We start from the raw sequence: 17,897 nt of genomic DNA on the forward strand, positions 1-17,897 counted from the left end.
AAGCGCCGGCACAGCTTCAGCAATGACTTGTCGCCGGTCGAGTATGAAAAGCAGTATTTCAAGCGGCTCGCGAGTGTCTAGGAAACTCGTGGCGATTCATATAGCAGTGTGATGAGCATCAGAAATACTTGCGTACGCTAATATGGCGCCCACATATAACAAAGTAAATACAACAAACACCATGAGGGCAATTCGCCTGTAGTTGTTTAGAAGAATTTTATTCTTATCGGTCATTGAAAATTCGGTCGCGGGCGATTAATTGCGTCGACAATTAAAGTATCAACTCTTCGAACTATATCGCCGTTTTCGCATGCAAAGATACCTCCCTACTACCTTGCATTGTCCCTACCGATCCCTTCTAATTGAGAAAGCTGTCGACACTATGTTCCTCGATACGGAGCGGGCTCAATAAAATTCTGTCTGCAATACTGCTCGATCTTTTGCCGCTGTATTTTTATCGCCGTCACATCGTTAACATCAAACCCAACATCACAGCGGCCGCTCTTCCAGCACAAATACCGCAAGACAGTTTCGCCGACCTGCGCCCCACCCGCGTGAAAATATTGTTCAAAAGCGTTTGGATGCGTATTCAGGAACAATACGTCCCGTTCGGCCAAAGAACGCGGTCGTCTAGATGCCTGAGCAGATAGATGAAAGCGCCGTTTTCATCCTTGACGATTTCATCCATCGCCCGCTGTTGCCGCGCGGGCGTGACAGTCAGTTCATCGACCAAAAAGGCGATACGATCGGCCCGGTTGAGGTAGTGGAATTCGTTTTTGATCGACCAGATCCCTGCAACAGCGCAGGCCAGGGCAGCAAGCAACCCGATGCCAAGGGCAATATGGTGCTTCCTGCCGAGTGGTCGAAAACTCATGCTGCCCATCTCCTATCCTTGTCTGGTATATGCGCTAATGGTTCGCATCACTACGCACTCTGGCGATACGCATGTTCTTTTGCTCATGTTCGCATGAACGCTTCAACTGATCATCAAAATTGTTAGCAATGGCAACCGTAAAGTAGCCCCTGCGGTTGGAGCTACGTTGCTAACGCACCCGCTCCGCCTTGTCGCACATGGCGCTGTTCCACGACGCCATCCTGGCCGCCCCCCGCGCGGAGCCGCTAACGTCCACGTTCAGAGCGATTCCTGATCCCGTTGATGAATGCCTCCTGCGATGCGACAGCCGGCACCTGCCTCGTCGCAGCCCAGATGCACTCGTCCTGCAGCGCTTTGAGTTCTAGCTAGCATTTTCGCGGACGAATTCGCGCGCGATCCGGATATTTCGCCGATGCTGGCGGATGAGGGGGCGCCGCATGAGGCCCTAAGGAAGCTGGGCGGCGCCTATGCGTCCGGCCGGGCTTGATCGAGCGCTTGCCCGCTTACACATTGAAACTTTACTTACAGCGAGAACGATCCTTATTTCAACTTTGGATGCCACACTGTGCCCGTACGTACAGAGCGAACTGAGCCATTGCCTTACGCTGGCTCCATTGTTTGAACAAGGAGTGATCGAATGAAAAATGCAACCCAATACATCAAGCACATTGCCGCCTTGCTGACCCTGGCGGCCGCGTCCACCTCGGCCTTTGCCCAGAGCGCCGATTATCGCCGTGGTTACGACGACGGCTATGCCGCCGCCCAGCGTGATGCGCGCGAGGATCGAGGCGGCGGGGATCGCGGCCGCGACCGTTCCTACCTGCAGATTCTGGAAGCGACGTATTACGCGCCGGACGGCTCGTGCAATGCACGCCGGGGCGTGCGCGCTGAAGTCGAGGAGAACCGCGGAGTGGTCGCCGCCAGCGACAAGCTGTGCGGCGACCCCGATGTCGGGGCGCGCAAGACCCTGCGCATCGTCTACCGCTGCGGCGACGACGCGCCCCAGCGGCTCGTCGTGCGCCAATACGAAAAGGCGCGCCTGAGCTGCCGCCGCGGCTGACGCCCTGAATTGTTAGCAATCGCAACCGGAAAGGCGGGCGCCGCGGCGGGCGGGTATGCTGGGAGCGCGTCCATTTTCCTTTGTTGTGACCCATGCCGCTCCCGTTCCATGTCCGTGCCACGCCTGTCCTTGCCGCCGCCCTGCTCGTCGCGGGCGGGGCACAGGCACAAAACGACAGCCGCCTCGTTGCCCTGATCAATGCCTACCGCGCAGCGCCGCAGGACTGCGGCGGCGCCCGTCCCGCGCCTGCGCTGAACACCAATGCCGCGCTGGGACGGGTGCGCATCGGCGCCGGCGCCTTTCCCGAGTCCGCACTCGAACGCGTCGGCTACCACGCGGCCCAGGTCGAGATCATTTATACGCGCGGCGCGCCGGATGCGGCGGGCGTGCTGGAGGCGATCCGCCAACCCTACTGCCGCGTGCTGGCGAACCCCGCGTGGCGCGACGTCGGCGCCAGCCGCCAGGGCGATGAATGGACGATCGTGCTGGCGCGGCCGCTGCTGCCGATTACCCTGCCCGACCAGGCCGTGGTCGGGCGCGAGATTCTGGCCTTCGCGAACGCCGCCCGCGCCGTGCCGCGCCGCTGCGGCGAGCGCGCGTTCGGCGCCGCGCCGCCGCTGGCCTGGGACGATTCTCTCGGCGCGGCGGCGCTGGCGCACAGCCAGGACATGGCAAAGCGCCGACACATGGCGCACCAGGGATCGGACGGCAGCGAAGTGGGCAACCGCGCCGCGCGCGCCGGCTACGGCTGGCGCCTGGTCGGCGAGAACATCGCAGCCGGCCAGACCTCGGCGCGCGAGGCGGTCGACGGCTGGATCGACAGTCCAGGCCACTGCGCCAACCTGATGAACCCGACTTTTACGGAGATGGGCGCCGGCTATGCGATCAGCCGCGCGCGCATGCCGGGCTTCGTGTACTGGACGCAGGTGTTCGGGTCGCGGCGCTGAGTCAGTCAACGCGTGGACGGCGCAGCCGTCGACCCAACCTGGCGGCTGGCCCAGCTGCCGATCAGCTGTAAAACCTGCGGCGAGATCGTTTCGTCGAGCGTCGTTACTTCCGCCATCTCTCCCGTCTGCGCGGTCTGGAAGAAGTGGTTCAAGCCCAGCAGGCGCTCTACCTGCGCGCGCGGGTTGCCGGCCAGGGCCTGCCGCAGCGCCGGAATGTTCTCGCTTGCCGTCACGACCCGATCCATTTCTCCGACCAGCGCCAGCACCGGACATTGCACCTGGCGCAGGGCCGCTTGCGGGTCGAGCGTCAGCAGCGTGCGCATCCAGGGGCTCGACTCTTGCGGGCCGCGCGCCTGCAGCAGCGCGCGCATCGGGACGCCGTTGCCCGCCATGAGCACGAGGAAGGCGATGCTCGGATCCTTGCCCGCCACCAGGGTGCCAATCAGGGCGCCTTCGCTGTGCCCGACCAGGCCGATGCGGCCGGCGTCGATCTCCTGGCGGCTGCGCAGGAAGGAGACGGCGGTGCGGATGTCGTCGGCGAAGTCGAGGGTGGTCGCGTTGTTGAAATTGCCGCTCGACTGGCCGAGGCCGCGCTTGTCGCTGCGCAGGACGGCGAAGCCGCGCCGGGTCAGGTCGTCGGCCAGCACGCGATAGGGCTGGTGCCCGAACAGCGCGCCGTCGCGGTCGACCTCGCCCGAGCCGGGAATCAGCACGATGGCCGGATGCGGGCCGGGCGTCGTCGGAACGGTCAGGGTGCCGGCCAGGCGCGCGCTGGCGTTGGCGAAGGCGACTTCATGGACGCGGTAGGGAAATGGCGCGCTGGGGGTTTGCGGCCGCTGCGGCGGCGCGGCGGGCCGCGTCCAGGCGAACAGAAAGATGGCGCCAAGGAGGAGCAGGCACACCAGGCTGGCAAGCAGGCGATGTCGGCGCGGGATCATGCTGGGCGGGTAGCGATGAAAACGCCAAGGGTAGCACCCGCGCCCCGCCCGAAAAGGCGCACATTGTAATGAATGTATGTCCTTACAACGCGGATTGAAAAACCGGCGCCGCGGCGCCGGTCAGACCCTGCGTCTTACCAGAAGATCACGCGCTCTTCCGGCTTCAGGTACATCTTGTCGCCCGGCTTGACGTCGTACACCTCGTAGAAGCCCGGGTGGTTGCGCATGCTGCCGTTGACGCGGAATTCCGACGGCGAGTGCGGATCGGATTTCACCTGCGAGATCAGGGCCGCGTCGCGCGCCTTGCCGCGCCGCGCCTGGGCCAGGCCCATGAACAGGCGCTGCTCGGCGGTGAAGCCGTCGATCACCGGCGCCGGCTTGCCGTTCAACGAAATTTTATAGGCGCGGGTGGCCATGATGGCGCCGGCGTTGTCGGCGATGTTCTCGCCCAGCGTCAGCTCGCCGTTCACGTTATAACCGGGCAGCGGGCTGTAGGCGCCGTACTGGGCCACCAGCACCTTGCCGCGCGCGGCGAATTTTTCCGCGTCTTCCTTCGTCCACCAGTTGCGCAGGTTGCCGTCGCCGTCGAATTGCGAACCCTTGTCGTCGAACGCATGACTGATCTCGTGGCCGATCGAGATGCCGACCGCGCCATAGTTCACCGCCGGTTCGGCGTTGGCGTCGTACAGCGGGTACTGCAGGCGCGCGGCCGGGAACACGACTTCGTTCAGGGTCGGGCTGTAATAGGCGTTGACGGTCTGCGGCGACATGCTCCAGGCGGCGCGGTCGACCGGTTTGCCCAGCTTGTCGATGCCGTACTGGTGGCCGAACTCGCGTGCGCGCAGCACGTTGCCGACCAGGTCATTGCGGGCGATTTTGAGCGACGAGTAATCGCGCCACTTGTCCGGATAGCCGATCTTCGCGTTCATCTTCGACAGCTTCAATTGCGCTTGCTTCTTGGTCTCCTCGCTCATCCAGTCGAGGGTCTGGATGCCTTCGCGGAAGGCGATCACGAAGTTCTTCACCATCGCTTCGACCTGCTGCTTGCGCTCGGCCGGGAAGTGGCGCTCGACATAGACCTTGCCGACGATTTCGGAGAGGTCGCGGTTGACCTGCGCGATCGCCAGCTTCTCGATCGCGCGGTTTTCCTTGGTGCCCGACAGGACGGCGCCGCGGAAGGCGAAGCTCTCGTCCACGAAGGGCTGCGACAGGTAAGGCGCGTAGCTGCTCAGCAGGCGGAAGGCGAAATAGGAACGCCAGGTCTCGACCGGGGTGGCGGCGATGATCTTGTCCAGGCTGGCCAGGTAGCTCGGCTGACTGACGATGAGCGAGTCGACCTTGCCCTGGATGCCCGTGCCCTTGGCCCAGGTGGCCCAGTCGAAGCCCGGCATCAGGTCTTTCAGCTGCGCGAAGCTCATCTTGTTGTAGCGCTTGACCGGATCGCGGTTCTCGACCGCGCTCCACTGCACGCGCGCCAGTTCGGTTTCCAGGGCCACGATCTGCGCGGCTTCGGCGGCGGCATCCTTGTGGCCGGCCAGGGTCAGCATCTTCTCGATGTGCGCCTGGTACTGGGTGCGGATGTCCTTCAGGCGCGCGTCGTCGAGCAGGAAGTAGTCGCGGTTAGGCAGGCCCAGGCCCGACTGGCCGACCGACACCACCAGGCGGGTCGAATCGCGGTTGTCCTGGCCCACGTACATGTCGAGCGGGGCGCCGGCGCCGATGCGCGAGAAGTGCGCGGACAGGGCGGCGACGCCGCGCTTGTCCTTCAGCGCCTGGACGCGCGCCAGTTCGGTTTTCAGGGGCGCCAGGCCGAGCGTGTTGCGGCGCGCCTGGTCGACGTAGGAGCCGTAGTAGTCGCCCATCTTCTGGTTGGCGGAACCGGCCTTCGCGTTCTTGTCGGCGGCGGCGCTCTCGATGATGGTGCGCACCTGGCCTTCGACGCGGTCGGCGGCGTCGTTGAAGGCGCCCCAGCTCGAACGGTCGGACGGGATCTCGACGTCCTTGAGCCACTTGCCCTGGCTATAGCGGAAGAAGTCGTCCTGCGCACGCACGCTCGGATCGATCGCCTTGACGTCGACGCCCGAGACGGCGGCGGCCACGGTCACCGATGCCTTCGGATGGTCGTCCGAGGCGCCGGCCTGGGAGGCGACGGCGAACAGCCCCGCGATCAGGGTGCTGCACAGGGTACGCTTCATGTTTTCTCCGTATTTCAATGTTGTAATCAAACGATCCTAAAGGAAAAGGCGGGCACTGCCAAGGGATGGGCCGGGCAATCGCATATGCATGGGGTTTTGGCACAACGCCTGTCAGTACAGGCGCTATCGAAAGCCCGGTCGGTGTATTGACGGCTTTTTCGCCATCGGCCGCGACTTCAGCCATAATGGCGGCACCTGCGCCCTGGATGCCATCGATGCCGCATTTCCGCCCTTCCGCTTCGCTCACCCGCTCCCCCTCCTTGGCCGGAGCGCGCGCATGAAGCCGACCTCCCGCGTGTCGCGCCTGTACGAGGTCATGGACTTGATGCTCGACTCGGTCGGCGATCCGCTGGCGCTGAAGAACCTGGCCGCCTCGGCGAGTTATTCGTCCTTCCACTTCGACCGCATCTTCCGCGAGCTGACCGGCTTTTCCGCCGTGGAATACCAGAGAAAGCGGCGCCTGCGCCGCGCCGCCCACCTGCTGCGCCACGAGCCGGACGTGTCGATCCTGCGCATCGCCCAGGATTGCGGTTTTCCCTCGAACGCAGCCTTCGCCAAAGCCTTCAAGCAGCAGTTCGCCATGTCGGCCAAGGCCTGGCGCGAAGGCGGCTGGCGCGCCTACATGGATCAGCAGGTCGGGCGAGAAAGCGACGTCAGTTATTTCGTCGCCGAGCCGGACAACCTGGACGTCATTCTCGCCCCCTACTGCCCGCCCGAGCCGGGCAGCGTGGCCGCGCGCATCCGCGTGCAGGCGCTGCCGGCCATCAAGCTGCGCTACCAGCGCTTCTTCGGCCAGTCCGGCGCCGCCCTCTCGATCGCCTGCAACGATTTCATTTGCGAGCGCGAACGGCGCGGCGATGCCCCGCCCGGCACGCCCTGGTACGGCGTGTTCGACGAAGACCCGGGTTTTACGGGCGAACGCGAATACTGCTACGACTTCGGCTTCGAAGGATTGGTGCGGCCGGATCCAAGCCTGGGCATGCGCCTGCTCCCGGCCGGCAGCTATGCCTGCCTGGATTTTTGCGGCGAGTGGCCGCGCTTTCGCTCGATGTACGAGGATTGGCTCGACCGCCAGACGGTCTGGCGCCTGGACAGCACGCGCCCGCACATCCAGATGGTCGAGCGCGCGCCGGAAGGCGGATGGCGCGGCTGGCTGGCCCTGCCCGTCAAGAAGCGCTGACGGCTTTCTCGGCGCTTTCCAGCCGCACGAAACAGCTCAGCACCAGCACCGGCAGCGCGCAGGCCAGCACCCACAGGAAGAAGGAGCGATAACCCAGCGCCTGCTGGATGTCGCCGCTGACCACCTTGAACAGCACGAAGCCGAGCTGCATGAAGCCGGTGCCGAGCGCATAGTGGGCGGTCTGGTACTTGCCGCTGGCGACCACCTGCATGATGAACAGGATCACGCCGACGAAGCCGAAGCCGTAGCCGAACATCTCGGCGCCCAGCGCCACCGCGACGACCGTGAGCGACTCGGGCTGGGCCGCGCTCAGGTAATAGAACACCAGGTTCGGCAGGTTCATCGCCAGGATCAGCAGCGGCATCGCGCGCTTCAAGCCGATCCAGGCCGTGAAATAGCCGCCAACGATCGAGCCGGCCAGGAAGGCCACCGTGCCGGCGGTGCCGTAGACGGCGCCGACTTCCGCGGTGGTCAGACCGAGGCCGCCCACAGTCCGTGCGTCGCGCAGGAACAGCGGGCCGATGGTCTGGATCTGCCCTTCAGCGGCGCGGAACAGGATGATGAACAGGATCGCCAGCCAGATGCCGTCCTTCGCGAAGAAGGCCTTGACGACGTTGACCAGGGTGGCGGCGATGGCGCGCGCCGACGTCGCCTCGGGCGGCACGTTGAGGGCGCCCGGCAGCGCCCAGGCGTGGTACAGGCCGAGCGCGGCCAGACCGGCGCCGAGCAGGCCGAACACGGCCGTCCAGGCGCCGGCCGTGCCGATGCGTGTTTCGAGGTAGCCGGCCAGGATCACCAGCCCGCCCAGCGACAGGAACTTGGCGCCGTTGAAAAAGGCGCCCTGCCAGCCGGCATAGGCCGCCTGCTGGCGCGCCGACAGGCTGGCAATGTACAAGCCGTCGGCCGCGATGTCGTGCGTGGCCGAGGCCACCGACACCAGCGCCAGCAGCGCGATCGCTACGCCGAACCAGGCCGGCAGCTGCAAGGCCAGGGCGACTGCCGCCAGAGACAAGCCGCCGGCGAGCTGGAACAGTACCACCAGGCGCTTCTTGCTGCGCGCCAGTTCGAGGAAGGGACTCCACAGCGCCTTGAACACCCAGGCCAGGCCGAGCACCCCCGTCCAGCGTGCAATCTGCTCGTTCGGCACGCCCAGGCTCTTGAACATCAATCCGGCCACCAATGCCACCGCATAGAAAGGCAAGCCCTGCGCCAGGTACAGGGTCGGCACCCAGGCCAGCGGGTGGCGCACGGGGGCGGCCGGCGTGGCGATGGCGGCATCAGGCATCGGGAACATCCTTCAGGTCGAGGGTAACGGCGCGGCTGCTGCGCCCGCGCGTGTCGAATGCGGCGATTGTAGCGCTGTGCGTACCCGGCGGGATGGAGAGCGGCGCTTCGTAGCGCGGGCTGCCGGCGTGCGGTGCTCCTTCGAAGCTGTAGCGCAAAGTAAGGCCCGGCAGCGCGGCGTTCGCGTGGATGCGGCCGGCGTCGACGACGGCGCCGGGCGGCGGCAGGCGATAGCCATAGGCCAGCGCGCGGTCGAGCTGGGGCAGCGTGCGCCGGCCTAGGCGGTTGGCGAATTCGTTCCAGTCGGCGTCGATGCGGCGTGCGCGCGCGGCCGGGTCGGCGATGCGTTCCCAATGCGGATCGGGACTCCAGGCCCGCTCGGCCAGCGCCAGCAGGCGCGGCGCCGCCAGGTATTCGACGCGCGCGCGCGAATGGGCGTTCTCCCCCCACAGCTGGCCTTGCAGGCCGAGCACGCGTTCGGGCGCAGCCAGCTTCACCTGGCACGCCGCCGCCTGCGGGTGTAAAGGCCGGCCCATCTGGTCGGCGCCCGGCAGCGCGGCCGTGTCCAGCGGGCAGAAGGCAAAGGCCGTGCGGGTGTCGACGAAGCCGGCCCAATAGTAACCCGGCTCCTCGGGATCCTTGGCATGGGCCAGGTCGAAATACAAATGCGCGGCATTTGCCAGCACGATGTCGTAGCCGGCATTCGCCAGGCGCCAGGCGCAGTCTTCCTGATTCGAACCGGTCGCATTGTTCCAGACGTAGACCTGGAAGCCCGGCCCGGCGAAGCGCGGATCGGCGCGCACGCCCTCTGCGCCGGGCGCAAGCGCGGTATCGTCCCAACCCGCGAAGGCGAGGCCGTGGCGCGCGAGGGTGGCGCGGCAGCGCTCGGTGAAGTCGGCGCGCAGTTCGTGCACGTCCTTCAAGCCTTCGCGCGCCATCCGTGCCTGGCAGATCGGTGAGCCGATCCAGGCGCCGGCCGGCACCTCGTCGCCGCCCAGGTGGATGGCGCGCAGCAGCACCCCGGCTGTACGGAACAGGTCGGCCACCTGCGCCACCACTGCGTCGACGAAGCGGTCGCACGAGGGCCGCGCGATGCAGATCACGTTGTCGTGCCAGAGCTGCACCGACTCGTACTGAGACACGTCGTCCGGATCGTCGAGCCGGTAGGCGTTCGCTCCTTCGACGTCGCCGGCCGCCAGCAGGCGGTCGTGACGCACCCGCATCGCCCGCACCGCCGCGCGCGCGTGGCCGGGCAGGTTGAATTCGGGGATGACCTCGATGTGGCGCGCCTGGGCATGGCGCAGGATGGCGACGAACTCTTCATGGCTGTAATGGCCGCTGCCGGCGGAAGCGGCAGGGTCTGGGCCGGAACCGAAGGATGGCGGCAAGCAGTCCGCGCCCACGCCGCGGCGCGCGCCGACCTCGACGAGTTCGGGCAGCGCGTCGACCGGCAGGCGCCAGCCTTCGTCGTCGGTGAGGTGGAAGTGGAAGCGATTCAGCTTATACAGGGCCATGCAGTCGAGCAGGCGCAGCACCGTGCCGACGTCGGCGAAGTGGCGCGCCACGTCGAGCATCATGCCGCGGTAGGCGAAGCGCGGCGCATCGAGCACCCGGCCAAGCAGCAGTCCGCCCTCGGCGTCGAGCAGCTGGCGCAGGGTTTGCAAGCCGTTGAAGACGCCATGGGCGCCGGCGCCGCGCAGGAGAACGGCGTCACCACCGATTTCAAGTAAATAGGCCTCATCGGGCGCCGGCGTGGCGGCATCGACGGCGCCTGTTTCGAGCACGATCGTCATCCCGGCGCCACCCGGCGCCAGGCCTGCCAGCAGCGCATGCAGGAAGGCGGCCTCGTTTTCCAGGCCCGCTTCGCAGCGCACGCGCGTGTCGCGGCCGATGCGGCAGTGTCCGTCACCAAAGCTTGCCGACAGCGGCCGCGGCGTGATGCGCCCGACCTCGCCGAGCGGCAGCAGAGACACCGCGCCGTTCTCGACGAAGCGGCGCGCCGCATCGCTGGGCGGCACGCGATCCTCGGCATGCCGCCGCAGCTGCGCCGGCCGCGTGAACGGCAGGATGCGCGGGTCGCCCAGGCCGGCCACCTCTCCTGCCGCCGTGACGAGATAAAACCCGAGCGGTGCATCGGTGCGGCTGATGGCCCAATAGCGCGCCTGATAGTCGAGCTCGAAACGCTCGTCCGGCAACCAGGGCGCGTCGTCCCGCCTGCGCAGTTCGAACAGGTCGCCGTTCACATGCGCGATGCTGAAGCCGCCGCTCACCGTCTCGGGCAGCACCTTGCGGCAGGTATTGAAGTACAGGCGCCAGCCCGCTGCGATCGGGGCCTGCGATACGTTGCGCAGGACGAGCCTGGCCGCGAAACGGTCGTCGCCCACGCAATTGGCCAGGCATTCCCAGTCGATCGCGACCGGGACGCCGTCCGGATGTGGTGTCGGCATCGTCTTCCTTTATCCGCATAAAAAAGGGCAAGACCGGAGCCGGCCTTGCCCGAAGCACCGCGCCTGGTATCAGAGCTTGCCGCGGATGCCGACGTAGAAGGTGCGGCCGTTGGAGTAGAAGGCGCGCGGACGGTCGCGGTTTTCGGCGTACATCTTGATGGTCTCGTTGGTGAGGTTCAGGGCGTCGAAGGTGAGCGTCAGCTGCTCGGTGAGCTTGACGTTGACCGAGGCCGCCAGAGACGGCATGTCGTCCACGTGCTGGCTGGCGCCGCGGTCGACGCCGGCTTTGTAGGCCGAGCGGAAGTTGTAGGCCAGGCGCGCGCTGAAGCGCTCGTTCTCGAAATAGCCGGTGAGGTTCCAGGTGCGCTTCGAGGAGTTGAGCAGCTCGCCGCCGTCATCGAGCTCGCCGTCAGCGAAGGTGTAGTTCGCCAGGAAGCCGAAGTTGTTCCACAGGGGCTGCTGCCAGCTCAGTTCCACGCCCTTGTTGGTGCCGGTGGTGTTGAAGGGCGAGGTGATCTGGTACTCAGCCAGGGCGCTACGCTTGTTGTTGTAGTAGGTGCCGGTGCTGGTGCCCTGGGCCACGATCGAGCGCAGATCCATGTAGAAGAAGCCGGCCGAGAGCAGCGCTTTCGGTGCGAAATACCATTCGGCCGAGAGGTCGAAGTTGGTCGAGCGCACCGGGTCGAGATTGACGTTGCCGCCGCTGCCGCTCAGGGCGTCGTCGTTGAGCGAAACCGAGCCGCCGAGCGCGGAATAGTCGGGCCGGGCGATGGTCTTCGCCACCGCCGCGCGCAGCACCAGGTCGTCGCGCGCATCGAATTTGACGTTCACGCTCGGCAGGTAGTCGCGGTAGGTGCGCTTGAAGGTAGTCGGCGTGTAGGGGCCGAAGGCCGACCCAAGGATCGGGTTGGGGCCGCCCGGCAGGTTCACGACCGTGGTCTGGCGCGTCTCCACCGCGCGCAGGCCGACGTTGCCGCTCCAGCGGTCGAGCGCGAATTCGGCCATGCCGTACAGGGCCGAGGTCTTTTCGCCGACCTGGAATTCGTCCATCCAGTTGTGGCGCACCACGTAGTCGAGCAGGCGGTTGCCGGGCGCCGCGCCCCAGGCGCCGAGGGCCGCGCCGTCGTACTTGAAATAGTTCGACGAGAGGTTGCCGCCGAGGTCATTGGCAAAGTCGGACGGGTACATCTGGCCGCTCCAGGCGGGGCCGGGATTGGTGAAGCCGAGCGGGCCGGGACGCGTCTCCAGCGGGTGTTCGGCCGTGCGGTGGTGGTCGGTGAAGCGCGCGCCGAAGCGCAGGGCGGTGACGAAGGAATCGCGCACGCGCCAGTCGGCGTCGAGCTGCGCATACTTTTCCTGGTCGACCGACTGCGCCTCGCCGCCGCCGGCCCAGGCCGTGCTGCCGGGCGAGGTCGTGTTCCCGCCGGGGTAGCTGACGGTGGCGGGCGAAAGGCCGTTCAAGGCATACACCATGCCGCCGTCGACGTTGTTCTGATAAAAGACGTCGTCGCGGTCGTAGCCGACACCGTGGGTCTTACCGAGCTTGCCGGAGATGCTCAGGTCGTCGCTGACCTTGAACTTGCCGTTGAAGTCGAGGTACCAGGATTCGCCGCCGGCGTTCGGGCGATAGATATTGTCGACCTCGCCGTTGTTGACGGCGAAGCCGGCGCCGACCAGGGTATTGCTGCGCACAACCGGGTTCTGGGGAATCTGGTTGGCGCTGTTGATCGAATTGGCGGGCGCGGCCAGCCAGTTGGTGTTCTGGTGCGGCGCCTTCAGTTCGGAATAGAAGCCGTTCAGGTCGAGGCTGAGGCCGCGCACCGGACGCAGTTCGATGTCGAAGGCGCCGCCGCTGCGCTTCTTGGTCTGCTCGAACAGGGTGGCGCCGATGAAGGTCGGCACCAGCACGCCGGCCAGGGACGGATTGGCCAGCGCCGCCGCGCTGCCCGCATTGATCGGCGTGTAGCCGAGAATCTCCTGGCCGTCGCGGCGCACGGCCGCCTTTTCGGAGAAGCCCTGGATCAGGAAGCCGGCCGTATTCGCCGCGTTCTTCCAGGCCACCAGGCCCGAGAGATGGGGCTCGGCCTTGTCCGACAAATCGTTGTAGTTGGCCTGCACCGAGCCCTCGACGGTGAGCTGCTGGCGGAAGTCCAGGGGGCGGCGCGTGATGACGTTGATGGCGCCCGAGACACCGCCTTCGACCAGGTCGGCGCTGGCGCTTTTCTGCACGACGATCGAGCCGACCAGTTCGGAAGGCAGCAGCGAGAAGCTGCTGGAACGGCCGACGTTGCCTCCGATCTGGTTCAGCAGGAACCAGTCGCCGGTGCTGATGGCGTGGCCGTTGAACAGGGTCTGCTGCAGGCTGGGGCTGGTGCCGCGCAGGCTGACGCGGTCGTTCTCGCCGAAGCCGCCCTCGCCGCCCGCGGAGGACTGCGTGTTCACGCCCGGCAGGCGCTGGATGGCGTCGGCCACGTTTTTATCGGGCATCTTGCCGATGTCCTCGGCGGTGACGACCTCGACCACCCCGTCGGCATTGCGCTTCTGGCGCAGCGACTGTTCCAGCGCGGCGCGCACGCCGGTGACGACGACCTGCTGCATGCCGGGGTCGGCGCCGTCGGCCTGCTGCGCCCGCGCCTCGAGCGCCACGCTCATCGTCAACACCATCACCGCGCAAGCGATCGCCGTGATCCTGTATTCCTGCCGTGCCATCGAGTGGTTCATGTTCGTCTCCAAAACATTATGGTTGGCGGGCGCGGCGCCTCGTCGGCGCAGCCGGTCGGTTACCGTGCAAACCCGTTTCGAATGTGTCGGGCGTCTTTTTTGATGGGCGCCTCACTCTTCGTATGGACGGCATTGTGTTGTTATTTTTGTGGCCATGTTTGTCAAATCTTGCTGAGCGCATGCGCGTGTCATATTTAAGACATGCGGGTGTGGCAAGCGGATGGCAAAAAAAAACGCCACCCGGAGGTGGCGTCGTGCCTGGCACGGGAGCCGGTCAGCGCAGGTTGATGGCCACCTGCTTGCCACCCGCCGCGAAGATATACAGCACACCGCGATCCGAGATCGCCAGCTCGCCGCCCAAGGGATAGTTCCACACGACCTGGTGGCTGGCGAGATCGACCGCCACCGTCGCGGTCGGCCCGCTGACGAACAACAGGTTCGATGTCACGGCCATGCGCGCGTACGGCGTGCGGGCCGACCAGTTGCTCAGCCCGGCCGACTTCCACTGGACGACGCCGGTCGCCGCTGCCCGCGCCTCGACCTCCTCGCCGTCATTGGCCAGCGTATAGACGATGCCGTTGGCGAACACGGGCTGGCCGACGGGCGTTCCTTCGGCCAGCCATGCGCGCGAGCGCGTGCGCAGGTCAAAGCCAAGCAGGCGCTTGCCGTGGACGACAAAGCCCATGCCATCCCCCAGCACCAGCGGAACTCCTCCTGGGAACCCGGCCACATTGCCTTGATCCGCGATCGTAAAGGCGACACTACCGTCCGCCGTGTTGAGCGCATACAGCTGGTTCGATGCAAAGGTGTACGCGAGGCTGCCGTCCACCACTGGTGCGCAGAGACTGCTTTCTTTCATGGGGCTGCTCCATTCGAGCAGGCCGGTCGCGGGGTTGAATTTGGAGATGCGGTTGAAGGAGTTGTAGACCATCCCGCCCGCCACCGTCGGCCCGGCCTGGCATTCCGAATAAATGTTCATCAGGTTAATCGCAAGTGCCTGTCCGCTGGCCTGGTCAAACACCGACAGCCTGATCATGCTGCCATACGCGGTGAGGACGACCTTGCCGTCCACGGCGGCCGGCGTACTCGCCTCGACGCCGGTGCCGATGCTGGTGTTCCACAGGATCTCGCCGCTAGCTTCGTCAATGGCGACAAGGTCGCTGTTGCCGAACCGGTTGCCGCGCACCGCAAACAGCTTGCCGTTCACGATGACGGGCGCGCCCAGGGAGCCCAGGGCGGTTTCGGGCTTGCTCCAGCGGCGCGTGAAGCGGGTCGGGTCGAAGCTGGCCGCCGCGTAGGCAGTGTGCGCCGCGTTGCCGCCGTAGTTGCTCCACGCAGCCAGTCCCGGCACCGCCCCCAGCGTCGTCAGGTTCGTACCCGGCTTGACCGTCACTTTTACCGGCACCGTCCAGGGCGATCCGATCACCGGGTTCTTGCACTCACGCGGGTCGTCGTAGCACAAGCGCACCAGGAGCGAGGAGCTGTGTTCGCCCAGCGGCAAGGAAGCCGCGCTGACCAGTTGCGCCCTGTATTGGCCGCGTCCGTCCTGGAAGACCGTCACGTTCGGTGCGATCACGCCGGCACCGCCTGCGACCGCGATCCCGACCGGCACGTCGAATGTGGAGTTGACGGTCACGCCGAGCTGCATCGAGACGGGCTCGCCTTCATAGGCCACCAGGTTGACGGCCGTTGGCATTGTCGTCACGCGTCCCTGTGCCTGCACGACAGGGGCAACTTCGACCGTCAGCGGAATCGACCAGGGCGAACCCGGCAAAGGTTTGCTGCAGACGGCGGCGTCATCCTCGCACAGGCGTACCTGAAGCTTGGTCGTGTGGGTACCCACAGCCAGCGGCACGGTACGCAGACTGAAGATGTACTCGAGGTCGGACTGCTTGCTGATTCCTACCTGGGTCGAGACCACGCCCTGGCTCTCGATGATCGCGACGTTAAAGGGCTTGTCGAACGTGCGGCTCGATTTTGCCCCGATCACGATATTGCTGGTCTCGCCGTGATAGTTCTTGAGCGATAGCGCAGCGGGAGTGAACGTCAGCCACGATCCGTCGGCGGCAACCGGCGGCGTTGCGCCGGTGCCCGGCGTGGTGCCGCCTGCGTTCGCCACTACCGGCGCACTGGCGCCGCCTCCGCCGCCCCCGCCGCAACCAGCCAGGAAGGCTCCGAGTAGCAGGGCCGCCGTTGCCGATTTCACGAAATGCATATCTCCACCTATCATTTTGTTATTAAAAAAAACAAACAAAATTATAAAGGTGAAATTTACTTTTAGATAATTTTTGTTGCCGAAAGGAGTGGCCGAGCAACATCGCGACGGCGCCGGCTGCGCGTGTTCAGCGCCGGAAGAACCACAGCACGATCGAGATGACGATCGAAATCACGATGCAGGTCGCGATCGGAAAACTGAAGCTGAAGCCTTCGCGCACGATGTGGATGTCGCCCGGCAGGCGGCCGAAGGGCAGCTTGCGCAGCCAGGGCCAGGCCAGGCCGATGGCGGCGATGGCGAGGCCGAGAACGATCAGCGTGCGCTGCATGGCGTCCTGCCCGGGGCGCGGGCGGCGGGCGGCAAGGCGCTGCGAGGGTCGGTCATGGTCGGCTCCGGTCGGCGTGAAATCGGCATCCATTGTGCCCCGGCCTGGGCGGCGGCAGGCGCGCGAAAGGCCGCGCACGGGCTGCGCCATGGGGTGCGTCGGGGTAGCGAACCCCGGTGCTATACTCGATTCAAGCGACGATCGAATGAAGATGAACCTGGTCGCGCCGATCGGGAGCCGGCTGTTTTCACTGCCGGCCACACTCGTCCGTGCTCCGCCCTCCGTCACGGCGGTCGGTTGGCCGATGTTCGATGCGTAGTGCCCATGCCGGGTGTACGCGGGCATCGGCGAACCTGACAGGGCTCATCTGTATGCGATCGCCGGTCTTTCGCGTTTGTACCCGGCTCAGGCACACCGCGCCTGGCTGCGGGATCGAACACTCATTCACGATTCATTATTGACAGGGGGTAGCATGCCAACAACCTGGATTATCACGGCCAACGCAGGCCGGGCGCGGTTCTTCTCCGAAGACGGTGCGGGAGAACCGCTGCGGGAATTGGAAGACATGGTCAACAACGGTGCGCGCCTGCGCGACCAGGAAATCAACACCGACCGGGTCGGCATCCTGGCGGCCGGCAAGAGCGGGCACGCCATCGGCGGGGCGCAGGGCAGCCCGGCACAGCATAACGCTCCCGCCGGCGCACCGAACAGCCAGTACGAGCCGAACCAGACGCCGGCCGAACACGAGACCGAACTGTTCGCGAAGGATCTCTCGCAGTACCTGCTCAAGGCCCAGCAGGAAGGCCGCTACCAGCACCTGGTGATCTCGGCCTCGCCGCAATTCCTGGGCACGCTGCGCAGCAATCTCGACTCGCACGTCAAGGCGGTCATCAAGCAGGAATTCAACAAGGACTACACGCAGGTGCCCGTCCACCAGCTGCGCGAACAGCTACAGGCGGCGCAGGCCAAGTCCGCAGAATAAAGCAGCACCGGGATCGAACCCGTCACGCCAGCCCGCACCGGCTGGCGTTTTTTTTCGTCCTGCGCCTGGCCCGATCCGCGCGCGGACGATTCGTGCGGCCGTGTTCGCCGTAGACCTCTACCATGGCGCTATCGAAGAACGAGGATCACCATGAACAAGCGATTGACTCCGACCCTGATCAAGGGAACGCTGCTGGCCACGGTCGTCCTGGTCGGCATGAAGGCCTGGGCCGCCAGCAACGAGACCCATCCGCGCAGCGACCTGGCGACGATACCTGCGCTCGACCTGCCGCGCTACCTCGGCACCTGGTACGAAATCGCCAAGTTCCCGAACCGCTTCCAGCGCAAGTGCGCCGGCTTTACGACCGCCACCTATACCGCCCTGCCCGACGGCCGGGTACAGGTCGAGAACCGCTGCCGCCTCGCTGACGGCGGCACCGACGTCGCCGTCGGCGTCGCGCGCCAGGTCGGCGACAAGACCTCGCCGCGGCTGAAGGTGCGCTTCGCACCGGCGCTGCTCTCCTTCATTCCGATGGTGTGGGGCGATTACTGGGTCATCGACCTCGATCGCGACTATGGCCTGGCCGCCGTCAGCGAACCGGGACGCGAATACCTGTGGATCCTGTCGCGCACGCCGACGGTGAGCAAACCCGCTTATGACGCCCTGGTGGCGCGCCTGTCGGGCCAGGGCCTGGACGTGCGCAAGCTGGTGCGCACGCCGCAGGAGTAA

Annotated in this window: 13 protein-coding genes; 5 read left to right on the forward strand and 8 right to left on the reverse strand. The window is 65.8% G+C overall.

Annotation, left to right across the window (positions count from 1 at the left end; genetic code table 11):
- Positions 1–589: 589 nt before the first annotated feature.
- Positions 590–874: a hypothetical protein gene (locus ASF77_RS22085; RefSeq protein WP_156648989.1), complete on the reverse strand. Its 285-nt coding sequence runs from the start codon at positions 872–874 to the stop codon at positions 590–592.
- 637 nt (positions 875–1,511) lie between these two features.
- Here ASF77_RS22085 and ASF77_RS22090 point away from each other — a divergent pair.
- Together ASF77_RS22090 and ASF77_RS22095 are read left to right on the forward strand one after the other, a co-directional pair.
- A complete protein-coding gene (locus tag ASF77_RS22090) occupies positions 1,512–1,934 on the forward strand; it encodes a hypothetical protein (protein WP_056344921.1) in 423 nt (140 codons plus the stop codon).
- 92 nt (positions 1,935–2,026) lie between these two features.
- Complete coding sequence (locus ASF77_RS22095; RefSeq protein ID WP_056344923.1) at positions 2,027–2,881, forward strand: CAP domain-containing protein; 855 nt, start codon at positions 2,027–2,029, stop codon at positions 2,879–2,881.
- Positions 2,882–2,886: 5 nt separating this feature from the next.
- Here ASF77_RS22095 and ASF77_RS22100 read toward each other — a convergent pair whose 3' ends face one another.
- A complete protein-coding gene (locus ASF77_RS22100) occupies positions 2,887–3,819 on the reverse strand; it encodes a S9 family peptidase (RefSeq protein WP_056344926.1) in 933 nt (310 codons plus the stop codon).
- Positions 3,820–3,953: 134 nt separating this feature from the next.
- Complete coding sequence (locus ASF77_RS22105; protein WP_056344929.1) at positions 3,954–6,014, reverse strand: M13 family metallopeptidase; 2,061 nt, start codon at positions 6,012–6,014, stop codon at positions 3,954–3,956.
- Between the two features lie 277 nt (positions 6,015–6,291).
- On the opposite strand from ASF77_RS22105, the gene ASF77_RS22110 reads away from it, so the two are divergent.
- Positions 6,292–7,194 (forward strand): helix-turn-helix domain-containing protein, encoded by a 903-nt coding sequence (locus ASF77_RS22110; RefSeq protein ID WP_056344932.1) that lies wholly within the window; start codon positions 6,292–6,294, stop codon positions 7,192–7,194.
- On the opposite strand, the gene ASF77_RS22115 is transcribed toward ASF77_RS22110, so the two are convergent.
- The 5 genes from ASF77_RS22115 to ASF77_RS22135 all read right to left on the reverse strand — a co-directional run bounded on the left by ASF77_RS22115 (position 7,181) and on the right by ASF77_RS22135 (position 16,279).
- The gene (locus tag ASF77_RS22115) at positions 7,181–8,488 is read right to left on the reverse strand and encodes a hypothetical protein (RefSeq protein WP_056344935.1); all 1,308 of its coding nucleotides are present in this window, start codon (positions 8,486–8,488) and stop codon (positions 7,181–7,183) included. The two genes, ASF77_RS22110 and ASF77_RS22115, sit on opposite strands and share 14 nt — an antisense overlap.
- The gene (locus tag ASF77_RS22120; protein WP_056344937.1) at positions 8,472–10,925 is read right to left on the reverse strand and encodes a family 20 glycosylhydrolase; all 2,454 of its coding nucleotides are present in this window, start codon (positions 10,923–10,925) and stop codon (positions 8,472–8,474) included. Before ASF77_RS22120 ends, ASF77_RS22115 begins: the two co-directional genes overlap by 17 nt.
- A gap of 69 nt (positions 10,926–10,994) precedes the next feature.
- Entirely contained in the window at positions 10,995–13,646 is a 2,652-nt protein-coding gene (locus ASF77_RS22125; RefSeq protein WP_056344940.1) for a TonB-dependent receptor, read from the reverse strand.
- A gap of 274 nt (positions 13,647–13,920) precedes the next feature.
- Positions 13,921–15,852, reverse strand: coding sequence for a PQQ-binding-like beta-propeller repeat protein (locus tag ASF77_RS22130; RefSeq protein WP_229445546.1), 1,932 nt, complete (start codon positions 15,850–15,852; stop codon positions 13,921–13,923).
- A gap of 136 nt (positions 15,853–15,988) precedes the next feature.
- Positions 15,989–16,279 (reverse strand): DUF2905 domain-containing protein, encoded by a 291-nt coding sequence (locus ASF77_RS22135; RefSeq protein ID WP_307181955.1) that lies wholly within the window; start codon positions 16,277–16,279, stop codon positions 15,989–15,991.
- A gap of 379 nt (positions 16,280–16,658) precedes the next feature.
- Here ASF77_RS22135 and ASF77_RS22140 point away from each other — a divergent pair, with 379 nt between their 5' ends.
- Both ASF77_RS22140 and ASF77_RS22145 read left to right on the forward strand, forming a co-directional pair.
- The gene (locus ASF77_RS22140; RefSeq protein ID WP_082494006.1) at positions 16,659–17,168 is read left to right on the forward strand and encodes a host attachment protein; all 510 of its coding nucleotides are present in this window, start codon (positions 16,659–16,661) and stop codon (positions 17,166–17,168) included.
- A gap of 150 nt (positions 17,169–17,318) precedes the next feature.
- Positions 17,319–17,897: a lipocalin family protein gene (locus ASF77_RS22145; protein ID WP_082494007.1), complete on the forward strand. Its 579-nt coding sequence runs from the start codon at positions 17,319–17,321 to the stop codon at positions 17,895–17,897.

This window comes from Massilia sp. Leaf139, from assembly GCF_001424165.1.
Taxonomy (GTDB): domain Bacteria; phylum Pseudomonadota; class Gammaproteobacteria; order Burkholderiales; family Burkholderiaceae_D; genus Telluria.